The organism is Streptococcus halitosis, from assembly GCF_023147855.1.
GTDB classification, from domain to species: Bacteria; Bacillota; Bacilli; order Lactobacillales; family Streptococcaceae; genus Streptococcus; species Streptococcus halitosis_B.
Genome location: NZ_JAHXOP010000001.1, coordinates 314,997 through 334,106 on the forward strand (window position 1 = coordinate 314,997; position 19,110 = coordinate 334,106).

Here is a 19,110-nt window from a genome sequence, read left to right on the forward strand (position 1 = left end):
AATGTGGTAAAATAGAAGAAATCAAAAACTAGTGGAGGAAGCTATTATGCCATTTGTACGCATCGATTTATTTGAAGGACGCACGCTCGAGCAAAAGAAAGCTCTTGCTAAGGAAGTAACGGAAGCTGTTGTCCGTAACACTGGAGCACCTCAATCAGCCGTTCATGTCATCATCAACGACATGCCAGAAGGGACTTACTTCCCTCAAGGGGAAATGCGCACCAAATAAGCTAGCTTAAGCAGAATTGCTTAGGCTTTTTCAATCTCCAAGTAGCATCCATTGAAGAAATAACCTAAATTTGTTACAATTTGAAGAGATGCTTGGATACATATCCTAAGAAAAGAAATACAAAAGGAATTAGTATGATTACACGTGAATTTGATACCATCGCTGCCATCTCTACTCCACTAGGTGAAGGGGCTATTGGTATTGTCCGCCTGAGCGGAACAGACAGTTTTGCCATTGCGCAAAAGATTTTTAAAGGAAAAGACTTGAGTCAGGTTGCGAGCCACACGCTGAACTATGGTCACATCGTTGACCCTCAAACTGGTAAAGTCATGGACGAGGTTATGGTTGGGGCCATGAAGTCTCCAAAGACCTTCACTCGAGAGGACATTATCGAGATTAACACCCACGGCGGGATTGCGGTAACCAATGAAATTCTCCAGCTAGCTATCCGTGAAGGAGCTCGATTGGCTGAACCGGGTGAATTTACCAAGCGTGCCTTTCTAAACGGTCGTGTGGACTTAACACAGGCTGAGGCGGTAATGGATATCATCCGTGCCAAGACTGACAAGGCCATGAACATTGCAGTTAAGCAATTAGACGGTTCCCTTTCTGACCTGATTAACAATACCCGCCAAGAAATCCTCAATACTCTTGCCCAAGTCGAGGTCAATATCGATTATCCTGAGTATGACGATGTTGAGGAAGCTACTACTGCAGTTGTCCGAGAGAAGACCATGGAGTTTGAACAATTACTAACTAATCTCCTTAGGACAGCCCGCCGCGGTAAAATTCTTCGTGAGGGAATTTCAACTGCTATCATCGGACGCCCCAACGTTGGGAAATCCAGCCTCCTCAACAACCTCTTACGTGAAGACAAGGCTATCGTAACTGACATCGCTGGTACCACCCGTGATGTCATCGAAGAATACGTCAACATCAATGGTGTCCCTCTCAAATTGATTGATACAGCTGGTATCCGGGAAACAGATGATATCGTGGAGCAAATCGGTGTCGAGCGTTCGAGAAAAGCCCTCAAGGAAGCTGACTTGGTACTACTAGTCCTAAATGCTAGTGAATCACTAACCGCCCAAGATCGCCAACTCTTAGAAATCAGCCAAGATACTAATCGCATTATTCTGCTTAACAAAACTGATCTTCCTGAAGCAATTGAAACTTCAGAACTCCCTGAAGATGTCATCCGTATTTCAGTTCTTAAAAACCAAAATATCGATAAGATTGAAGAGCGTATTAATGACCTCTTCTTTGAAAATGCTGGTTTGGTTGAGCAAGATGCTACTTACTTGTCAAATGCCCGTCACATTTCCTTGATTGAAAAGGCTGTTGAAAGCTTGCAAGCTGTTAATGAAGGTCTTGAACTGGGGATGCCAGTTGATTTGCTTCAAGTTGACTTGACCCGTACTTGGGAAATCCTTGGAGAAATCACGGGTGATGCGGCTCCAGATGAACTCATTACCCAACTCTTTAGCCAATTCTGTTTAGGAAAATAAGAAATCCATGATCGTTCTTGCGGTCATGGATTTTATTGTCGTTATTAGTAATCTGGTCTTAAGACACCTGTTACAGTTGCCTTAGTTGCTTCGTAGTCGCCATCTACGACGACTTTGATAATGCGTTTGGCATCTTCTTCTGGCGCTGGAACAAGAGGTAGACGAGTTGGTCCAGCTTCAAATCCCATGTAGTTGAGAACAGCCTTAACTGGAGCAGGGCTTGGATAAGAGAAGAGGGCGTTGACCTTAGGAATGAACTGACGCTGAATAGCTGCAGCTTTCTTCATATCGCTTTCTGCAATGGCAGTAAACATCTCATGCATTTCATCCCCATTTGTATGAGAGGCAACAGAGATCACACCATCTGCACCCAAGTTCATAGCATGGAAGGCATCTCCGTCCTCACCTGTATAAATCAAGAATTCCTCTGGCTTATGCTCGATCAAGTAAGCCATATTTGCCAAGCTGGTACATTCTTTAACACCGATGATATTAGGATGGTCAGCCAAACGAAGCATGGTCTCAGGAGTTAATTCGACAACCACACGGCCTGGAATGTTATAGATAATAATTGGTAGGTCAGAAGCATCTGCAATGGCCTTAAAGTGCTGGTACATGCCTTCTTGAGAAGGTTTATTATAGTAAGGCACAATAGCAAGCCCAGCTGCAAAACCACCAAAGTCTGCTACTTCTTTGACAAACTCGATCGAGTCTCGGGTATCATTGGTACCTACACCCGCAATCAAAGGAACGCGCCCATTGACAATCTTTTGTACAGCCGCAAAGAGTTCCAACTCCTCATCGTGGGTCAAAGTTGGACTCTCAGCAGTCGTTCCAGCTAGAAGAATTCCATCTGTATGATGGGCCAATAAATGCTCGATCAAGGCTGGGATAGCATCAAAGTTAATGGAACCATCCTCATGGAAAGGGGTAATAAAGGCCGTGATGATTTTACACTCTTTTAAATCTTGATAAGACATGAGAAACACCTCTCTATTTCAAAGAAGGAGTTCATCTGAACTCCTAAACGATATGACTATTTTAATTCAAATTTCAACTCAGCTGTTGGACGAACCAATCCACGTTCGTGAAGCGTTTCTGCAATCTGAACTGAGTTCCAGGCAGCACCTTTGAGAAGGTTATCTGAAACAACCCACATGTGGATTCCTTTTTCAGCATCCAAATCCTTACGGATACGACCAACAAAAGTATCACGCGAACCCACTGCATTGACGGCTTGAGGATAGATTTGGTGCGCTACGTCATCCTCAAGAACAGCACCTGGAAAGGCTGCGATGGCTGCTTTGACTTCTTCGATTGGAGCCACTTCTTTTGTTTCAATATAAACTGACTCAGAGTGAGCTGACAAGACTGGAATACGCACACATGTTGCAGATACTGAGATGCTATCATCTTCCATGATTTTCTTAGTTTCCTTAGTCATCTTCATCTCTTCGTAAGTGTAATCATTGTCAGTGAAGACATCGATTTGTGGAAGAGCGTTGAAGGCGATAGGATAGTGTTTCTTGTCACCACCTGAAGGTAAGATTTCCGCATGCAAATCACGTGGTTTCACCCCATCATTCAAAACTTCACGAAGTTCACGTTGTGTCTCAAGAATTGCTCCCATACCAGCACCTGAAACTGCTTGGTAAGTTGAAACAATGATACGATCCAAGCCCCATTTTTGACGAACTGGCTCAAGCGCCACCATCATTTGAATTGTTGAACAGTTAGGGCAAGCAATAATCCCATTGTGGGCATCAAGTGCGTGAGCATTTACTTCTGGCACAACCAAGGGTACATCTAGGTTTTGACGGAAATAAGATGTATTATCCACTACTACCGCACCAGCTTGAACTGCGTATGGTGCATACTTAGCTGATGTCGAACCACCTGCTGAGAAGAGTGCAATATCAACACCCCCAAAAGCTGTCTCAGTCGTTTCTTCAATCGTAATATCTTGGTCTTTAAATTTCAAAGTCTTGCCTGCTGAACGTGCAGAAGCAAGTAAACGGATTTTATCAATTGGAAGTGTTGATTCTTCCAACATTTTTATCATCTGAGCTCCGACAGCACCTGTCGCGCCGACTACAGCAACTGTATATCCCATAAATAACCTCTTTCGGAATTTTCTAAAAATTTCTATAATAGATGTATTATACTACTTTTTACAGAAATTGAAAAGTATTTTTAGACTATATTTTCTGAAAATTAAAAATCCCTAGCCATTCGACCAGGGACTAAGAGGCATCTTCATGTGATGAGCAGGTTCACACAACTCATCAAGGTCCGCTCCTGCGTTATGACCTCCTTATGCTCAATAGTAGTCCGAAGACTACCTATCGACTCATCGCACCTACTATTCTACTAGATAGAGTCACTTTTGTCAACAGACAAAACTCTTTGCTTCATTTATACAGGTGCATAAGAAATATCTTTGAAAAATTTGGGGCAGACATAACAAAAACCCTTGTAAATCAGGTTTTTTTCGTCTCTATCATGCTAATTGCCGGGATTGAACCGGCGACCTCATCCTTACCATGGATGCGCTCTGCCAACTGAGCTAAATCAGCTTACCTAAAAAGTATACTATAGTTCCTAGTTCTTGTCAAGCGCTCTCTTTTAATTTTATGGAATGAAAAAAGCTAGATTTAGCAAGAATCTAGCTTATAAACTTCTTATCTTGTTAGATCAATTCGGCGTCCTAATTTTCCGATTAAAATAGCACCTACGATGAGTGATGCAAACTCACCAATCCCCGTAGAGAACCATGTAAAGAAGAATGGAGCTTCTGCAACAATATAGAGTTCTGCTGCAATGGTAATCATTGAAATAGAGAAGAGAATTGAAAAGAAGAAATGATCTTTTCGAATCAAACCATTAAACAGGTAGTCTTTCTTGTACTTGCTAAAAAGCCATACACCTAGACTTAGGAAAACTAGAGTAGAACTTCCACCGACAAAGACATCTATTAGACCAAAGCTAAAGAAATTTGCAATCATACAACCAATCGTCACACCGATGATATATTTTGGATTGTAAAAGGCTAAAAAATTCATCATCTCTGAAATACGGAACTGGTAGGCACCATAGCTAATGGCATTCAGCGGTGGGGTAATGGTCAAAACCACATAAATAGCAGCGACAATAGCGATATCTGCCATATCACGAACAGTTAATTTTTTCATGTTTTCTCCTTTAGCGGTTTCCCGCGTAAAATATGCTTGGTGAAAGAAGCTAAGCACCAAGGGTTGAGACTATCAACCTTACCAGTATAGCACAATATAGGACTTTATGCTATACTAAAACCATGAAAAGAATAATAAAGGCATTCTTCGATAACGAAATCCTCTCCTACCTATTTTTCGGTGCTGCTACTACTTTGGTTTCTATTGTATCGCGTTTACTTATTTACCACATCAGCCACCAGGAAATCCTGGCAACCGTACTCGCAAATCTTATCGGGATTCTCTTTGCCTTTTTTACAAATGATACAATCGTCTTTAAACAAGAAAGAAGGAATTGGCCAACTCGCTTGGCTAAGTTTTTCTTAGCTCGTCTCTCTACACTTGGACTTGACGTTCTTTTAACTTATATCTTCGTTACAACCTTTCCTGATCTTATTGGTCAGTTTGTCGAATATAATATAGACAGGGTTAATGTGGTTGAAACCATTCTAGCACAAATCTTGATTATTGTGCTTAATTATATTTTCAGTAAAATCTATATTTTTAAAAGGAGCAACTGATCTCCTTAAGCATCCAGGTTGCCTTTTGTCACTATTTAGGATATAATAAGTTAGAAAATTAGGAAAGGAATTTATGAAAATGTTAAAGGATCTTAAAGAGTTCTTGCTTCGTGGTAATGTCGTTGACCTTGCTGTCGGTGTAATCATCGCCTCTGCTTTTGGTGCTATCGTGACTTCACTCGTTAACGATATCATCACTCCACTTATCTTGAATCCAGCCTTGGAAGCTGCGAAAGTACAAAACATCGCTGAGCTTGCATGGAATGGTGTTACATATGGTAAATTCTTGAGTGCTATTATCAACTTTCTCGTTGTAGGTACTGTGCTTTTCTTCGTTATTAAAGCTATGGAAAAAGCGCAAAACCTTCGTAAGAAAGAGGAAGTGGTTGAGGAAGCACCTGCTGCTCCAACTGAACTTGAAGTCCTTCAAGAAATCAAAGCTCTTCTTGAAAAAAAATAAGACAAATAAAGGATCTAGCTTCATGCTAAATCCTTTTTCTTTAGTCTTTCGGCAACTTACCAGCCTTTTCTAGCATTTTTTTAATCAAGTAAGGCATCTTCACATTTTCACGGCCTTTTTTCTCAATGAGTTTTTTGACAAATTCTGGCATCTGAAGGTCGTCTGTCTCCTCCATGATGTCCTTGGTAGTTGCCGAAGGCGCTAACTCATCAAAGGTTTCTTCTTCTGGGAGAAAAGCTTTAAATTCTTTGTCTTCATTGACTCTTACAGTAGCAACTAAAGCGTCAATTAAACGGCCATCAGTATTTGGCATAGGTGGACGATGGTAGGTGACACCTAATTCTTGACACAAATCATAACATTCCACATCATTATCGAACAAGACTTCGATATGCTCACTGATAAAACTTATCGGGACAAAAATATAATGTTCTGGATGTTGCTTTTGTTCTCGTAAATATTCTAAGACATCTGGCTTGATCCAAGGGATTCCAATATCGCTTTCGCTCTGCCAAGTATTGGTATACTGGTCTGTCATTAGGCCGAGTTGTTCAGCAATGAGCTTGCTATTATCGAAAATCTGGTCGATATAAGGATCTCCAAAATCCAAGGCAAAAATGGGAACACTGTGAGCTGAAAAGATTACCTTGAAAGATTCTTCTCCCACATGGTTTCGTAAAATTTTTCTAATCTCATCTGTCCAGAAGTCCAGCAAAGCCTGTTGTTGATACCAGTCCTTAATGACTAAAAATCGTATCTGCTGACTTTCCAGAAACTTTTCATATCCCATGACTGAGTAAAAGGAATAATGAGGTTCCAAAATCAAACAGATACATTCTTCGACACCATCAGTTTCCATCTGTTTGATCACATCTGGAATAAAGGGACGAGAAAATTTGTTGGCAAAATAGATACCGTACTCCTCCCCTAATCGTTCCTTGACTAAATTGACCTCCTCACGTGTAATCCGCTGCAAAGGCGTCCCACCGATAAGGACGTAGTTGTCATAGAGGGTCTGGATCTCGTGGTCTTGGGGTCTAACTCCACGACGAATGTTTGTAAAAAATTCTGATACTCCTTCAAAACTAATCTCCTCTGGAGATCCAAAGGTCATCATTAACAGGGCTTTTTTCATATTATCATCCTTATGATATTATTTTCACCATCCATTCTATCATGAAAAACAAAAATAGTAAACGCTTCCGACGTCTACTATTTCTTTTGTTCTTTTGTATTTCTATCTCGTCTTATGATTAGAATAATAACTATTAGAAGCAAAATGACAATGATAAGAAGGAGTAAGGTTAGGATATAAATCCAATGCGTTGGAATCCCTTGGTCAAAATAACGTGTTCCTACGCTTTCTCCACTTTTATCCTGTGCTGCTTTTACTGGTGCATCCGTTATTTTTGCTAAAAGAATATGGCGGCCGTTGGTAATATTAAGAAAACAGGTGCTTAATAAAACAATCTTGTCCGTTGAAGTCAAGGAAACATCTCGCTTGTACTTAGCTTTACTCAGCAGATACTGATAATAGGCCTGGTGTTCCTCATCGTTAGGACTCAAGGTTCGGTAAATTTCCGTATCATAGGCATCCACTTCTAAAATCCCAAAAATCTCAAGACCACGTTCTCGACCATTGTAGTAGATAGAACCATAGCGATGCTGGTCGAAGAATTCCTTATCAGCAAATTTCTTAATCTCGCCGAACATAGCTCCTGAAGCCATAGAGTGACCGTAGATGATGGTATTAAAATCAGTAAAGTTGGGATTAAAGCGATAGTCAAGAAAGATTGATCCCGTAATCGTATAATCGCCAAAGGCATTGCGGTCAAGGTATTTGACATTATCCTGACTCTGCAAGAGGGGATAGTCTACCTTGGTCCCATCAAGGCTAATCCAACCGCAAACATCATGATTAAGCTGTTGCAGGGTTTCAAATGCTGTGCTCGAAGCATCCTTTTCAATAGGATTATAGTGATCATAGTCACTCGCTTCCACTCTCTGCCAACTAAAAAGAGCTACAAAAACACAGAAGAATACCAGAAACACGTTTTTAAATCGCGCTCTTTTTTGAACCGTCATCAGCTCTCCTTTCTATGCGAGATTTCTTAAAAGGAAAGGAGGCGGGACAAAACCGCCTCTTTTCTATTCACCCTTAGTCAGTAAAAGGGTCTGCTTCTTGCATTTTTTTACTCTCTCTTCTACGACGTAGGATCAAGTAGAGGACAAGGAGTAAGAAAATCAAGAGCAAGAACAATACAAACAAGATAAGGTACCAAATCCATAGTGGGATTGATGAGAGGAAACGTCCAAGAGACGAGTCATCAAAGACACTGTATGGGAATGGTTTTGATTTTTTTGTATGGAAAGTATTTTTAGGGACGGTGTCTGTAATCTTTGCGACCACGATATGACGACCATTAGTCACATCGAGAAAACAGGTGCTGAGTAGGATGATACGATCACTTGGCGAGAGCGAGATATCCCGCTTATGCATGGCTACTGAGAGCAAGTGATCTAGATAGGCCTGCTGACGGTCCTCACCCTGTATTCCTGGATCATAGATGTTAAAGTCATAGGCATCGACCTCCAACATCTCAAAGATCTCGAGCCCTTTTTCCACACCATTGTAGTATATACTACCGTAACGATGCTGGTCAAAAAATTCCTGATCAGCAAACTTAGCCACATCACCAAACATGACCCCGTTTTCTACGTGGTGCCCGTAGATAATGGTATTAAAGTCTTCGAACTTGGGATTATTTCGTGCATCGAGAAAAATAGCGCCTGTCGCTGCAAACTCACCTTTGGAGTCCTTGTTGAGATACTTTTCATTGTCCTTGGCTTGGACTAAGGGATAGTCGATATTGGTACCATAGACATTGATCCAACCGAGGACTTCGGGATTGAGTTCTTGGAGTTTGCTGAAGCCTGAAAAGCTAGCCAGCTCATCCTGTTGCGTCGTAACAGGTCGATAAGCTTCGTACTCACTTGACGAAGCCAAAGAGTAGACTTGGTTGGAATCCCAAAGGGCATAGAAACCAAAGAGAAAGATCAAAGCTGCAAAAATGAGCAACAAGTGATTGATCGTCCCATCCACAGCAAGAACGAGACGCCTAGACAGACTCTTTTTAGGTTTCTCACGCTTGGTTTTCATCGTCTATCCCCCAACCGTTTAGGCTTTTCTACGTTTTTTAGACAAGACAACAAATCCAGCCAAACCAAGACCAATCATCAAGATGAATGGAAGGTTGTCAATCAAGAGACCAGTAGGAGTCACGTCATTAATTTTATTGGTAACGGTGTTGTTGTTTGTTTTTTCACCAAGAAGGATATTCTCAACTTTATAATCTTGACCCAATTGTCCAGCCGCACCATTAGTTGATGTCCCGTTTGTCAAATATACTGATGATGCTGTATATCCTGGAACACCAGTTTCAGTTAGTGTATAGTGTGATCCAGCCGGCAATTGATCAATAGTAAAGGTTTCACCATGCTTCAAAGTAAAATCATAGTCAACGATTCCTGAACTCAACACCGCAATTGTATTGGATGTTTCACCATGTTGTACTACAAGCATTTTCAATGGAGATTCAGCTGTACTGTTGGTGCTTGGAAGTTGAATATGAATATGGAAGTGGAAATCTTTTGTTTTATCCCCTGAGGCTCCGTCAACTTTTTTAGTAATTGTTAATGCTTTTGCTGTTGGATTAATTTTATCTGGATTTTCAGGGTTAGGATCACGACTAGCATCTTTAGCATAAGTATTATCAAATAAATCATAAACCCCTGTTCCACTTGGCTCTACTTTACCTGTACTTAAAGTCTTATTCTCTTTGAAGTAAACTGATGAGATATAAACGCCATTACTTGTTTTATTTTTTACAATGACATGCATATCATATGTTCTGGTATCGTATCTCATTGAATCAATTTTTTTACCATCTTTTTCAAGAGCACTCCAACCTGATTTTTCTTCTTTTACTACATAAACATATTCACCCGCATGATTATAAGTAACACCATCAAATATGTTATCAGTTGCCTTTACGATTTTATTATTTACCTGTGTATCATCTTTAGAATATTTAACAGTCCTATTTGGAATATTAACACCTTTTTGATATGGAGCTCCATTAGAAGATGTGCCTTCTTTTTCAGTAAATGTAAAGGTGAAGGTCGCTGTTGGTGTTGTTATTCCCTCTGCAATATTCAACGTTTTATTAATCTTCACAACAGCATTATTTTCACCATTTGCTTTGGTTGTTGCTGAATTATCATCCGCAAAGGTCGGGACACCTCTGAATACGGACAAAGCGGTTATAGCTGCAATGCTTGCAGTGAATAGCTTTTTAAAGAATGTTTTTTTCATGATTATTCCTTTTGTTTTTTTATTTTCTTTTTTCATTATGATCATCAAAAGCCTCGTCTTCTAATGACTGTTACAACTTTGCCTTGAGTATCCTGTATAGGGATGGTTCCAAAAGCACGACTGTCTACAGCCGTTGTTCGATTGTCCCCAAGGACAAAGAGTTGTCCTGCTGGGACTTTCATCGGGAAGGTTGCCCCTTCCTTATAGAGCAGCGTTTCTTTGTAGATATCTTGCTCTTGTTGAGGAGAACCGTTGATGATGAGACCATTTTCGTTTATATCGATTGTACTTCCTTCGGTTGCGATGACACGCGCCACTCTTTCCTTGCCTTTATAACTATAGACGAGCAAATCACCAATCGAATAGCGTTTATCCAACCTATAGTAGACGACCAAGTCGCCATCTTTTAAGGCTGGCTTCATGCCATCGTCATTGTATCTTAATAGTCCAAAGACGAAAAAGTAAAGGGTGGCTAGTACAAATCCAACCATCAGAAGTTTACTGACTAAGTAAAGGATATCTCCCCAGACACTCGGCGGAGACTTATCCCGATTGACTTGTGTTACTGGTTTCTTATGTTTCTTTTTAAGCAGCATCACTTCCTCCTATTCACCACAAGGTGACCAAGTAAGATGATAAAGAAGATTCCTCCTAGAGGAAGAACGACTCCAAGCATGAGAGTGCTACTCAAGAAGTCAATTCCCGTTTCAGGTACGCTGTTTTTATTATTCGTGACTGTCGCGGACTTATCCCCATCAAGCTTGCCTTCTTTATTTTCATAAGAAACCCGATATCCACGAGACGAACTTGCTTCTTCTTCGATACTGTAACGAGCATTTAGAGGAAGGTCGAGAATCTTAACAGTTTTATCTTTCTTTAGATCGACTGTCGCCTTACCATTGGTGAATTGTAGGGTAGTCATCTGATTATTCAGTTTCACCTTGTATGTCCCACTTAATGGTCTATTCTGAGCATCCCTGATATTAATGGTAATCTTAAAGGATTGCAGAAGATTAGCAAAAGCACCTGTAACTTTTTTTGTGACTGAAAGTGTCGGAAGTCTGTGGTTGGTGACGATTGTTTGAACGTCCTCTGACAAAGTTCCCTCTTGTTTTTCATAGGTAACATGATAGCCCGCTCTAGAGGTCTCTACCTCTTCTACCTTATAGCGGGTATCACGAGGTAGGTATCTTAGAGCAGTTTCCTGACCATTTTTGAGAGAAATCTGCGCTTTCCCGTTAGTAACTGTTGTATTCCCAAACTTGCCGTCAATCGGATTGCCATCCTTATCTGAAAGGGTAACATTAATTGTGAAAGATTTATTAGGTGATTGTTCCCCTTCTAGGATTTTCTTTATGGTGAGGCTTGGAAGCTGTCGGTAAATAACTTTGAAGGATGGTTTCTCTTTCGTACCTGTATTTTGAACTTCGACTGTGTATCCCGGAGCGTCTGGTGCTTTCAGTTCGTAGTCATATCCCTTGGCTACCTTTGCAAAACTAGTATTTTCAGTAAAACTATTCGTTTGAACTGAACTAGTGACCTTTCGATAGGAATCCTTTGTACTTCCATCTTTCTTTTGGTTTAATTTTAATTCAACACTAGGTGGACGATTTGCTGATGGATTTGATTTTCCATCCACACCTTGCCATTCAACTTCGACTGGAACCGTCAATGGATCTGACGGCTTGAAAGTGGGCTTCTCAGAATAGTCTTTTGTTTTGGTATGTGAAGTCCCAATACCATAGGAATAGGTAACTTTTGCCCCCTTATTGGAGTAGAGTTTAGTAGCATCGGCTCCTTCGGCATCATCACTAGTAAGTGTCTTATCACCCGCAATCGCATCAAATGCCTCTTGGGTAGAGGTGACAGTAAACTTGAGAACGTACTTGGCGTCATCCTCCAAAGTGTAACTCGGATCAAACTTGGCTGTTACTTCCACTAATCCCTGTTCGTTCTTCTTACTTTCAATCGTCACTTGATTGCCATTCAGTTCTTCCTCATTACCATCCTTTATTTTGACGACACGAAGGCGTGAAGCATTACCCGGTAATAGCTGCACGTACTTGGACAAGACATCTGATATAGTTACATGGTGTACACCTAGAGGTAGAATTTTATCAGTGATATCTTTGAATTTTTGTTGCAAGTCATTTTCATTACTTGCAGAAAATATTTCGTTGGGGATATTAGGGTTATATTGATTAATGTAAGATTTAATATCGGATATACTATCTCTAGTGTTAGAGTATCGAAATTTAATTGAGTAAAATCCATCAATTCTAGGTGCCAGGCTTGATGAAATCCCTAATACGAATTGCTTAAGATAGTCATTAAACCAGTTGGGAGCTGTTTCTGTTTTAGCATCGATATTATTCCAGTTGTATATAGTATAACCATATTCATCATAATACATATTAGCAAAACCATCTGATAGTAGAATAACAACCTTTTTCGCATTACTTCTCGCATTATTAAGGAGTGCATCTGCCTCCCACAGACCAGCACCAATATTTGTACCTGTACCTATCCCTCGCTCATACCCTCTAGAATTACCACCCGCAATCGCCATCTTATTAACTGCAGTTTTAGCATTGTATGAATTATTACTCCAGTTCAAAATGGTTTTCGCATCGTCATAAGTCGAAACACCAGAATAATATCCAGCAAATTGATTGGGCCAAGAATAATACTGATTACTATACTGATTATCAATTTTTCCAGCAAAACCTACAATAGATAGACGGTTTTGGGAACTAGAAAGAATTGTATCAATGAGCCCCTGACGACCATTTACACCTCTCAGTGTATTTTTTAGTGCTTCAATTCTACTTATGTATCTTGAAGTAGAAGATGACCTCACATCTTGCTCTTTCATGCTCCCTGAAAGATCGGCAACCAGGACAACATCCAAGGGTTCTGACTGGGTCTCCGTTCCCAGTTTAGATGTGATATCCAGTGACAACTCATACTGGTCTTCCTGTCCCTGAATTGGAGTAATCGTTTTGTGCAGAGTTGTCTGAGGTTCCGTTGTTGAATCTGCACGTAGAGAATTAATTGGTGCACACAAAAAAAGAATAGCTAGAAAGATAACTAAACGACTAGTGAAACATTGAATTTTCTTAAAATCATATTGAATGTTCATGCTATCTCCCTTACTAGAATATGTTTAAATCTGTTACTATATAAATCTGAAACATCCATAGGTTAATTATATAATAATGTTGAACTCATGTCAATCAATGTGTTTGAAAACATGTTATTATAAATCGCAAAAAAGTATGATTCTTCTTTGTTTTTCAATGTTTTCTGTGGTAAAATGGAAAAAATAGTAAAATATGTCATAAAATATAGATGCATATATTTCATTCTAATAACTCAGAAAATTTTTTGAAAGTCTTCTAAATTTGAATTATTATATTTTTTCAAAATTCATGAAATTTCTCAAATCATATTTTTCCGAAGTTTTGCATTCTATTTTATGATAAAAAAAAGGAGTTTTTATGTCTTATCCGAACCTTTTGGAACGCTTTTTAACCTACGTTAAGGTCAACACGCGTTCTAATGAACACTCTACTACTACTCCAAGTACGCAGAGCCAGGTAGATTTTGCGACCAATGTTCTTCTTCCCGAAATGAAACGTGTTGGCCTGCAAAATGTTTACTACCTACCAAATGGTTTTGCTATTGGGACCTTGCCAGCTAATGATCCGAGCTTGACACGTAAGATTGGATTTATCTCCCACATGGATACAGCTGACTTTAATGCTGAGGGTGTTAATCCGCAAGTCATCGAAAATTACGATGGTGAAGCTATCAACTTAGGTGATTCTGGATTTAAACTAGATCCGGCTGACTTTAAGAGTCTTGAGAAATATACAGGCCAAACGCTTATCACAACTGATGGCACGACCTTGCTGGGGGCTGATGACAAGTCAGGGATTGCTGAAATTATGACTGCTATCGAATATTTGACAGCTCATCCTGAAATCAAACACTGTGAGATTCGAGTTGGTTTTGGCCCCGATGAAGAAATTGGAGTTGGTGCCAATAAATTTGATGCAGATGACTTTGACGTTGACTTTGCCTATACTGTTGATGGTGGTCCGCTAGGTGAGCTTCAATACGAGACTTTCTCAGCAGCTGCTGCTGAACTCCATTTCCAAGGACGCAATGTTCACCCTGGTACCGCCAAAGGTCAAATGGTCAATGCCCTTCAGTTAGCGATTGATTTTCATAATCAACTTCCAGAGAATGACCGACCTGAACTGACAGATGGTTACCAAGGTTTCTATCATCTTATGGATGTGACAGGTAGTGTCGAGGAGGCGCGTGCAAGCTACATCATTCGTGACTTTGAAAAGGATTCCTTTGAAGCTCGTAAAGCAGCTATGCAGTCTATTGCTGACAAGATGAATCAAGGGTTTGGGAATAATCGTGTGACCTTGACTCTGACAGACCAGTACTACAATATGAAGGAAGTCATTGAGAAAGACATGACGCCTGTTACCATTGCTAAAGCTGTTATGGAAGATTTAGGGATCGCGCCAATTATCGAACCAATTCGTGGTGGAACAGATGGGTCTAAGATTTCCTTTATGGGGATCCCAACTCCAAATATCTTTGCAGGTGGTGAAAACATGCATGGACGTTTTGAATACGTCAGCCTTCAAACTATGGAGCGTGCGGTGGATACCATCATTGGCATTGTATCTTATAAAGACTAAAAAAGACGAGGTAGCTCAGCTACTTCGCCTTTCTTTTTATTCATTTGGTTGAGCACTTGTCTCAGACTCACTTTGCGCTTGCTTTTCTGTTGGTTTAGAAGCAGCTGTTTCACTGTCTTTCTCGGACTTAGATTGGCTATCAGTTTCACTTGCTTTTGAACGGAGTTCCTGGTTCAAGCTAATGATTTCTTTAGCTAGAGTGAGGAGACCTTCTTTATCACTGCTTTTGGCTGCAAGTTGATCAAATAGGGCATCAACACGTTCAAAGTCAGCATCAGATCCTTTGTTATCCTCTAAGTACTTGTGAAGAGAGAGCAAGACATTATAGAGTTTTTGGTAGATGATCACCGTTTGTGGATCTTGTTCTGCTTCTTTTTTCTCTCGTTGGATAGTCGCTGCAATACGATTCAAGAGATCCTCAAGTTGTGTTTTAGCTTCGTCAAGGTCTGCATTTTCCTTTTCAGTAGCCGCTTTGATATTAGCTGCTTCTTCAGCTAGGGATTGTTTGACACCATCTTCTTTGACACGTGCTAGGAGTTGGGCAGCTTTAGTTAGGAGAGCATCCACTTCTTCCTTCTTAACATGGCTAACCCGCTCTTCTGGCATAAAATCACCGTAGAGCTCTTTTAGGAATTCATAGATGGCTGTCTTAGCAGTTTGACTATCTACTTTTTCCGTATCTAGAATAGTCTTACCAGCTTTTGTAGAAACGGGTTCTTCTTTGAGAGCTTCTTCTACTTCTAGCTTAGTTTGGTAAATAGTTGGGAATAACTTGTTCAAGTCGGTTGCTTTGAGGAAAGATTGTGACTGGTAAAGTTCCCATGTCAACTTGGCAACACGGTTCCGAAGTTCTTCTCTCAAACGACCATCAGATACATGTTCATAGAAATACTTGATGTACTCTACTGTTGTAACCCCTGTTCGATCTCGGAAATCTTGCAAGGCCTGCAGTTTCGCTTCAATGGCAGCCAACTCTGTCTCATCCTGTGCTAGTTTTGCTTCCTGCAAATGTACCAAAAGATCTTTCTTAGGCAAGCCATAAGTGTCCGTATCCAGTGTATTAATCTTATCTACAAGGGCTTGGTACTTCTTATCTAAAGGTGAAGTTTCAACTGGGGCCACACTTTGATCCACATGGATATACTGTTTATCAAAGAGATCCAAGGCTGCTAGGTATCCAGCAGTTGAGTTTGTTGCCAGTTTTTTCATATTTTCGGTGAATTGCCCCAAAGCAAGTTCAACCCGTCTCTGCATGATTGGCTGGTCTTTGTAGAGACTTCTGCTATCTGCTAACAGTTGATCCACCTTAGATAGAACTGTTTGTTCATCAAATGCTCCAGGTTGATAGGTCGATTGTAGGGCCGGAATCTTATTTTTCAAAGCTACTTCATAGCCCTTAGTTTGAACTTTGATATAGTGATTGTGGTCTCCGTGAGGAATCACAAAACTATCATTTTCTACTTGCAAACTATAAGGAGACACCCCATCACGTAGGGCAGTCGTATACAGTTCATTTAGGAAATCCAGTTCTGGATTTCCAGTTTGGAGAGGAATACGAACATGTTCTTTTCGAACAGCATAGGGATGGATATGGGTTGGATCATAGGCTTGATCCGGATTTCCAAAGACAAAGAATCCATTTGAAATACGAATCGCTTCGAGCTGAACCCCGTAGGTCTGTGAGATATACTTGATTTTTTCTTCATCGCTCGCATCTCTCGAGAAACTTTCCACAGTCTTTGCAAGTGGTTGAACATGCTGAGACTGATGATTTTCTTTCAAGTGATCTTGGGCAGCTTTGATTTGGGCTGCAGTCAAGTCCTTCTTAAAGAAATAATGAGCGTGATCTCCATGAGAAACTACAAACCCTTGCTCATCTTCACTAATAACACGGTCAGCTGCAAAACCATGATCTTGTTCTTCACCGTGGTGATGGTCATGCTCCTCTCCATCATGGTCATGATCTTCGTGGTTGGTATCCTGACTTCCATGGTCACCGTCTTGGTCATGAGGATGATCTGGTTGAGCTGGATGTTCTGCTGGTTTGCTTGGATTTTCCAAAGGTGTTGGCTTCCCACTGTCGCTAGATAAAGGAATCATACGCGCAATCTTTTCTTCCAAAGCAGAAAGCTTTGTATATGGGATGAAATGATAGTGATTTCCGTGAGGAATCGCTACGCCACTTGGTGTTCTGCTCGAAATCTTAGCAGGGTCAAAAATCAAACCATCTGATTCAGCATAACGTTGAGTGCTTGGAAGAGCATAGAGCTGTTGCAATAGACTCTGAAGACTCTCAACTTGATTACTTGGTGTTTCAGCCTGTTGACTTGGGTTGGTAGTTTGACCAGTCTCGTTTGGACTCGGACGATAGTCAGTCACACTTGCTTGTTTTCTAGTTCCAGATAGGTAGGCTTGAGCAGCTGCTAATTCGCTAGCAGATAAGGAACTCTTTGGAATGTAGTGGTAATGTCCACCGTGAGGAACGATATAAGCATCACCAGTATCCTCTATAATATCAGATGGATTAAAGATGTAACCATCGTCGGTAGTATAGCGTCCTTGCGATTGAGCAAGCGCCACTGCACTGTTAGAAGTTGGTGCATCATGAGTATGGCCTTGTTTTTGCCGCTCAATTTCGTCCTTCGTACGAATATTATCAGCATGAGCCGCATCTTTAAGGTAGACATAATACTTACCATCCACCTTGATAATGTAGCCACCTTTTATTTCGTTGACAATATCAGCGTCTTTCAGTTGATAATTGGCATCTTTCATCAACAGTTCTTCGCTGAAAATCGCGTCAAAAGGAACTTTACCATTGTAATAATGGAAATGATCACCATGTGAAGTCACATAACCTTGATCGGTAATTTTCACAACAATTTGTTCAGCCTGAATATCTTCTTTTTTGCTAACTTGATCTGGTGTCTGATTCTCTGTTTTTTGAGAGTCTTGTTTTCCATCGACATAAGACACACGATTATTATCTTTGTTTCCTTCTAGCTGGTGTTGGTTCAGTGTATAGATGCAAAGACTCAGGGAAAGGACTAAAGCCGATCCCGCCGCAAGATACTTTTTCTTAATTTTCATAATCTCCTCATTTTAATTCTTCTGCAAGAACATTCATATTTTCTTCTAGATTTTCTAAGTAAGTTTTATCATTTTCAGGATCTGCTTCTAAAGGATTGAGTGTCTTTAGGCTAACTCCCGTTGATTTGACCAAGGTCTCAGCGACTTTAGAAGAAGCATTGCTCTCAGTAAAGATGGTTTTGACATTATAAGTTTTGACAAATTCTTGGATTTCTGTCAACTGTCTCGGACTTGGCTCTTGTTCAGGGGAAATCCCTGCAATACCAAGTTGTTTCAATCCAAAACGTTTAGCGAGATAAGAAAAAGCTGTGTGTTGTGTAACAAAAGTCTTTTGGCTCGCTTTTTCAAAAATAGGCTGGTACTTCTTAGTCAATTCTTGTGCTTTAGCGATAAAGTTTTTAGCATTCTTTTGATACTTTTCCTTATTGGCACTATCAAGTTCCGAAAGTTTGTCTGCAATAATCTGTGCCTCTTCACCTGCTTTTTCTGGATCTAACCAAGTGTGAGGGTCGTAGAGTGTTTTTTCATCGATGCCGTCACCAGCTTCTACATCTTCTAAGCCCGGTACACGCTCCAACGTCATTCCTTCAGAAGCTTCTAAAACCTTAACTTTTGAGTTTTTCAAGTTTGGATCCAAACTTCCCGCCCAAGATTCGAGCGTATGAGAATGGTAGACAAAGACATCGGCGTCATAAATGGCAGCAATGTCATTTGCTGACGGTTCAAAGGAGTGAATCCCACTACTTGACTGAATCATCCGTACGTCATTCAAGTCACCTGATACCTCTTTGACCATGGCATAGATTGGGTAAAAACTTGTTACAATCTTCATTCCTTTTGCTTCTTGTTTTTCTTTTTGACTACATGCTCCTAAGACAAGAACCAAGAGACCTACCACTAATAATAGAAATGTTCTTTTTTTCATTGTTACTCCTTAACTAGTATTTAACCATTCAATTAACTAGTAAATAGT

At 40.3% G+C, this 19,110-nt stretch carries 16 protein-coding genes, 1 tRNA gene and 1 riboswitch; of the genes, 5 read left to right on the forward strand and 12 right to left on the reverse strand.

Annotated elements, in window-relative coordinates; translation table 11 throughout:
- Nucleotides 1-46 precede the first annotated feature (46 nt).
- Nucleotides 47-229 carry a 4-oxalocrotonate tautomerase gene (locus tag KZX55_RS01570; RefSeq protein WP_001117401.1) on the forward strand — a complete coding sequence of 61 codons (183 nt, stop codon included), beginning with the start codon at nucleotides 47-49 and terminating at the stop codon, nucleotides 227-229.
- A gap of 134 nt (nucleotides 230-363) precedes the next feature.
- A complete protein-coding gene (gene mnmE, locus KZX55_RS01575) occupies nucleotides 364-1,737 on the forward strand; it encodes a tRNA uridine-5-carboxymethylaminomethyl(34) synthesis GTPase MnmE (protein WP_248023168.1) in 1,374 nt (457 codons plus the stop codon).
- Between the two features lie 44 nt (nucleotides 1,738-1,781).
- On the opposite strand, the gene dapA is transcribed toward mnmE, so the two are convergent.
- The 4 genes from dapA to KZX55_RS01595 form a co-directional block, all read right to left on the reverse strand.
- Nucleotides 1,782-2,717 (reverse strand): 4-hydroxy-tetrahydrodipicolinate synthase, encoded by a 936-nt coding sequence (gene dapA, locus KZX55_RS01580; RefSeq protein WP_007521849.1) that lies wholly within the window; start codon nucleotides 2,715-2,717, stop codon nucleotides 1,782-1,784.
- A 56-nt stretch (nucleotides 2,718-2,773) separates the two neighbouring features.
- A complete protein-coding gene (locus tag KZX55_RS01585; protein WP_248023171.1) occupies nucleotides 2,774-3,850 on the reverse strand; it encodes an aspartate-semialdehyde dehydrogenase in 1,077 nt (358 codons plus the stop codon).
- A 390-nt stretch (nucleotides 3,851-4,240) separates the two neighbouring features.
- Nucleotides 4,241-4,313: transfer RNA gene (locus KZX55_RS01590), tRNA-Thr, on the reverse strand.
- 105 nt (nucleotides 4,314-4,418) lie between these two features.
- Nucleotides 4,419-4,928 (reverse strand): QueT transporter family protein, encoded by a 510-nt coding sequence (locus KZX55_RS01595; protein WP_057489075.1) that lies wholly within the window; start codon nucleotides 4,926-4,928, stop codon nucleotides 4,419-4,421.
- A riboswitch (PreQ1 riboswitch) is annotated at nucleotides 4,926-5,022 on the reverse strand. It overlaps the preceding gene by 3 nt.
- A 28-nt stretch (nucleotides 5,023-5,050) precedes the next feature.
- Here KZX55_RS01595 and KZX55_RS01600 point away from each other — a divergent pair.
- Complete coding sequence (locus KZX55_RS01600) at nucleotides 5,051-5,488, forward strand: GtrA family protein (protein ID WP_248023173.1); 438 nt, start codon at nucleotides 5,051-5,053, stop codon at nucleotides 5,486-5,488.
- 79 nt (nucleotides 5,489-5,567) lie between these two features.
- A complete protein-coding gene (mscL, locus tag KZX55_RS01605; protein WP_033584199.1) occupies nucleotides 5,568-5,948 on the forward strand; it encodes a large conductance mechanosensitive channel protein MscL in 381 nt (126 codons plus the stop codon).
- 40 nt (nucleotides 5,949-5,988) lie between these two features.
- On the opposite strand, the gene hemH is transcribed toward mscL, so the two are convergent.
- The 6 genes from hemH to pitA form a co-directional block, all read right to left on the reverse strand.
- Nucleotides 5,989-7,083, reverse strand: coding sequence for a ferrochelatase (gene hemH, locus KZX55_RS01610; RefSeq protein ID WP_248023178.1), 1,095 nt, complete (start codon nucleotides 7,081-7,083; stop codon nucleotides 5,989-5,991).
- 77 nt (nucleotides 7,084-7,160) lie between these two features.
- Nucleotides 7,161-8,033 (reverse strand): class B sortase, encoded by an 873-nt coding sequence (gene srtB / locus KZX55_RS01615; RefSeq protein ID WP_248023179.1) that lies wholly within the window; start codon nucleotides 8,031-8,033, stop codon nucleotides 7,161-7,163.
- Between the two features lie 73 nt (nucleotides 8,034-8,106).
- Nucleotides 8,107-9,108, reverse strand: coding sequence for a PI-2 pilus system class B sortase SrtG1 (gene srtG1 / locus KZX55_RS01620; RefSeq protein WP_348982744.1), 1,002 nt, complete (start codon nucleotides 9,106-9,108; stop codon nucleotides 8,107-8,109).
- Between the two features lie 18 nt (nucleotides 9,109-9,126).
- Nucleotides 9,127-10,368 (reverse strand): DUF7601 domain-containing protein, encoded by a 1,242-nt coding sequence (locus KZX55_RS01625; protein ID WP_282437513.1) that lies wholly within the window; start codon nucleotides 10,366-10,368, stop codon nucleotides 9,127-9,129.
- Nucleotides 10,368-10,919: a PI-2 pilus system signal peptidase SipA gene (sipA, locus tag KZX55_RS01630; protein WP_007516429.1), complete on the reverse strand. Its 552-nt coding sequence runs from the start codon at nucleotides 10,917-10,919 to the stop codon at nucleotides 10,368-10,370. The genes KZX55_RS01625 and sipA overlap by 1 nt, the downstream gene beginning before the upstream one ends.
- Nucleotides 10,919-13,465, reverse strand: coding sequence for a vWA domain-containing protein (gene pitA / locus KZX55_RS01635; protein ID WP_248023182.1), 2,547 nt, complete (start codon nucleotides 13,463-13,465; stop codon nucleotides 10,919-10,921). Before pitA ends, sipA begins: the two co-directional genes overlap by 1 nt.
- 358 nt (nucleotides 13,466-13,823) lie before the next feature.
- On the opposite strand from pitA, the gene pepT reads away from it, so the two are divergent.
- Entirely contained in the window at nucleotides 13,824-15,047 is a 1,224-nt protein-coding gene (gene pepT, locus KZX55_RS01640; protein ID WP_248023183.1) for a peptidase T, read from the forward strand.
- A gap of 36 nt (nucleotides 15,048-15,083) precedes the next feature.
- Here pepT and KZX55_RS01645 read toward each other — a convergent pair whose 3' ends face one another.
- Nucleotides 15,084-18,137 (reverse strand): pneumococcal-type histidine triad protein, encoded by a 3,054-nt coding sequence (locus tag KZX55_RS01645; RefSeq protein ID WP_248023185.1) that lies wholly within the window; start codon nucleotides 18,135-18,137, stop codon nucleotides 15,084-15,086.
- A 7-nt stretch (nucleotides 18,138-18,144) separates the two neighbouring features.
- Nucleotides 18,145-19,062, reverse strand: a complete 918-nt coding sequence (locus tag KZX55_RS01650) for a metal ABC transporter substrate-binding protein (protein WP_248023187.1) — start codon at nucleotides 19,060-19,062, stop codon at nucleotides 18,145-18,147.
- Nucleotides 19,063-19,110 lie beyond the last annotated feature (48 nt).

Coding starts and splice junctions, on each gene's coding strand:
- KZX55_RS01570 (WP_001117401.1), top strand. CDS start 47: ATGCCATTTGTACGCATCGATTTATTTGAAGGACGCACGCTCGAGCAA.
- mnmE (WP_248023168.1), top strand. CDS start 364: ATGATTACACGTGAATTTGATACCATCGCTGCCATCTCTACTCCACTA.
- dapA (WP_007521849.1), bottom strand. CDS start 2,717: ATGTCTTATCAAGATTTAAAAGAGTGTAAAATCATCACGGCCTTTATT.
- KZX55_RS01585 (WP_248023171.1), bottom strand. CDS start 3,850: ATGGGATATACAGTTGCTGTAGTCGGCGCGACAGGTGCTGTCGGAGCT.
- KZX55_RS01595 (WP_057489075.1), bottom strand. CDS start 4,928: ATGAAAAAATTAACTGTTCGTGATATGGCAGATATCGCTATTGTCGCT.
- KZX55_RS01600 (WP_248023173.1), top strand. CDS start 5,051: ATGAAAAGAATAATAAAGGCATTCTTCGATAACGAAATCCTCTCCTAC.
- mscL (WP_033584199.1), top strand. CDS start 5,568: ATGTTAAAGGATCTTAAAGAGTTCTTGCTTCGTGGTAATGTCGTTGAC.
- hemH (WP_248023178.1), bottom strand. CDS start 7,083: ATGAAAAAAGCCCTGTTAATGATGACCTTTGGATCTCCAGAGGAGATT.
- srtB (WP_248023179.1), bottom strand. CDS start 8,033: ATGACGGTTCAAAAAAGAGCGCGATTTAAAAACGTGTTTCTGGTATTC.
- srtG1 (WP_348982744.1), bottom strand. CDS start 9,108: ATGAAAACCAAGCGTGAGAAACCTAAAAAGAGTCTGTCTAGGCGTCTC.
- KZX55_RS01625 (WP_282437513.1), bottom strand. CDS start 10,368: ATGATCATAATGAAAAAAGAAAATAAAAAAACAAAAGGAATAATCATG.
- sipA (WP_007516429.1), bottom strand. CDS start 10,919: ATGCTGCTTAAAAAGAAACATAAGAAACCAGTAACACAAGTCAATCGG.
- pitA (WP_248023182.1), bottom strand. CDS start 13,465: ATGAACATTCAATATGATTTTAAGAAAATTCAATGTTTCACTAGTCGT.
- pepT (WP_248023183.1), top strand. CDS start 13,824: ATGTCTTATCCGAACCTTTTGGAACGCTTTTTAACCTACGTTAAGGTC.
- KZX55_RS01645 (WP_248023185.1), bottom strand. CDS start 18,137: ATGAAAATTAAGAAAAAGTATCTTGCGGCGGGATCGGCTTTAGTCCTT.
- KZX55_RS01650 (WP_248023187.1), bottom strand. CDS start 19,062: ATGAAAAAAAGAACATTTCTATTATTAGTGGTAGGTCTCTTGGTTCTT.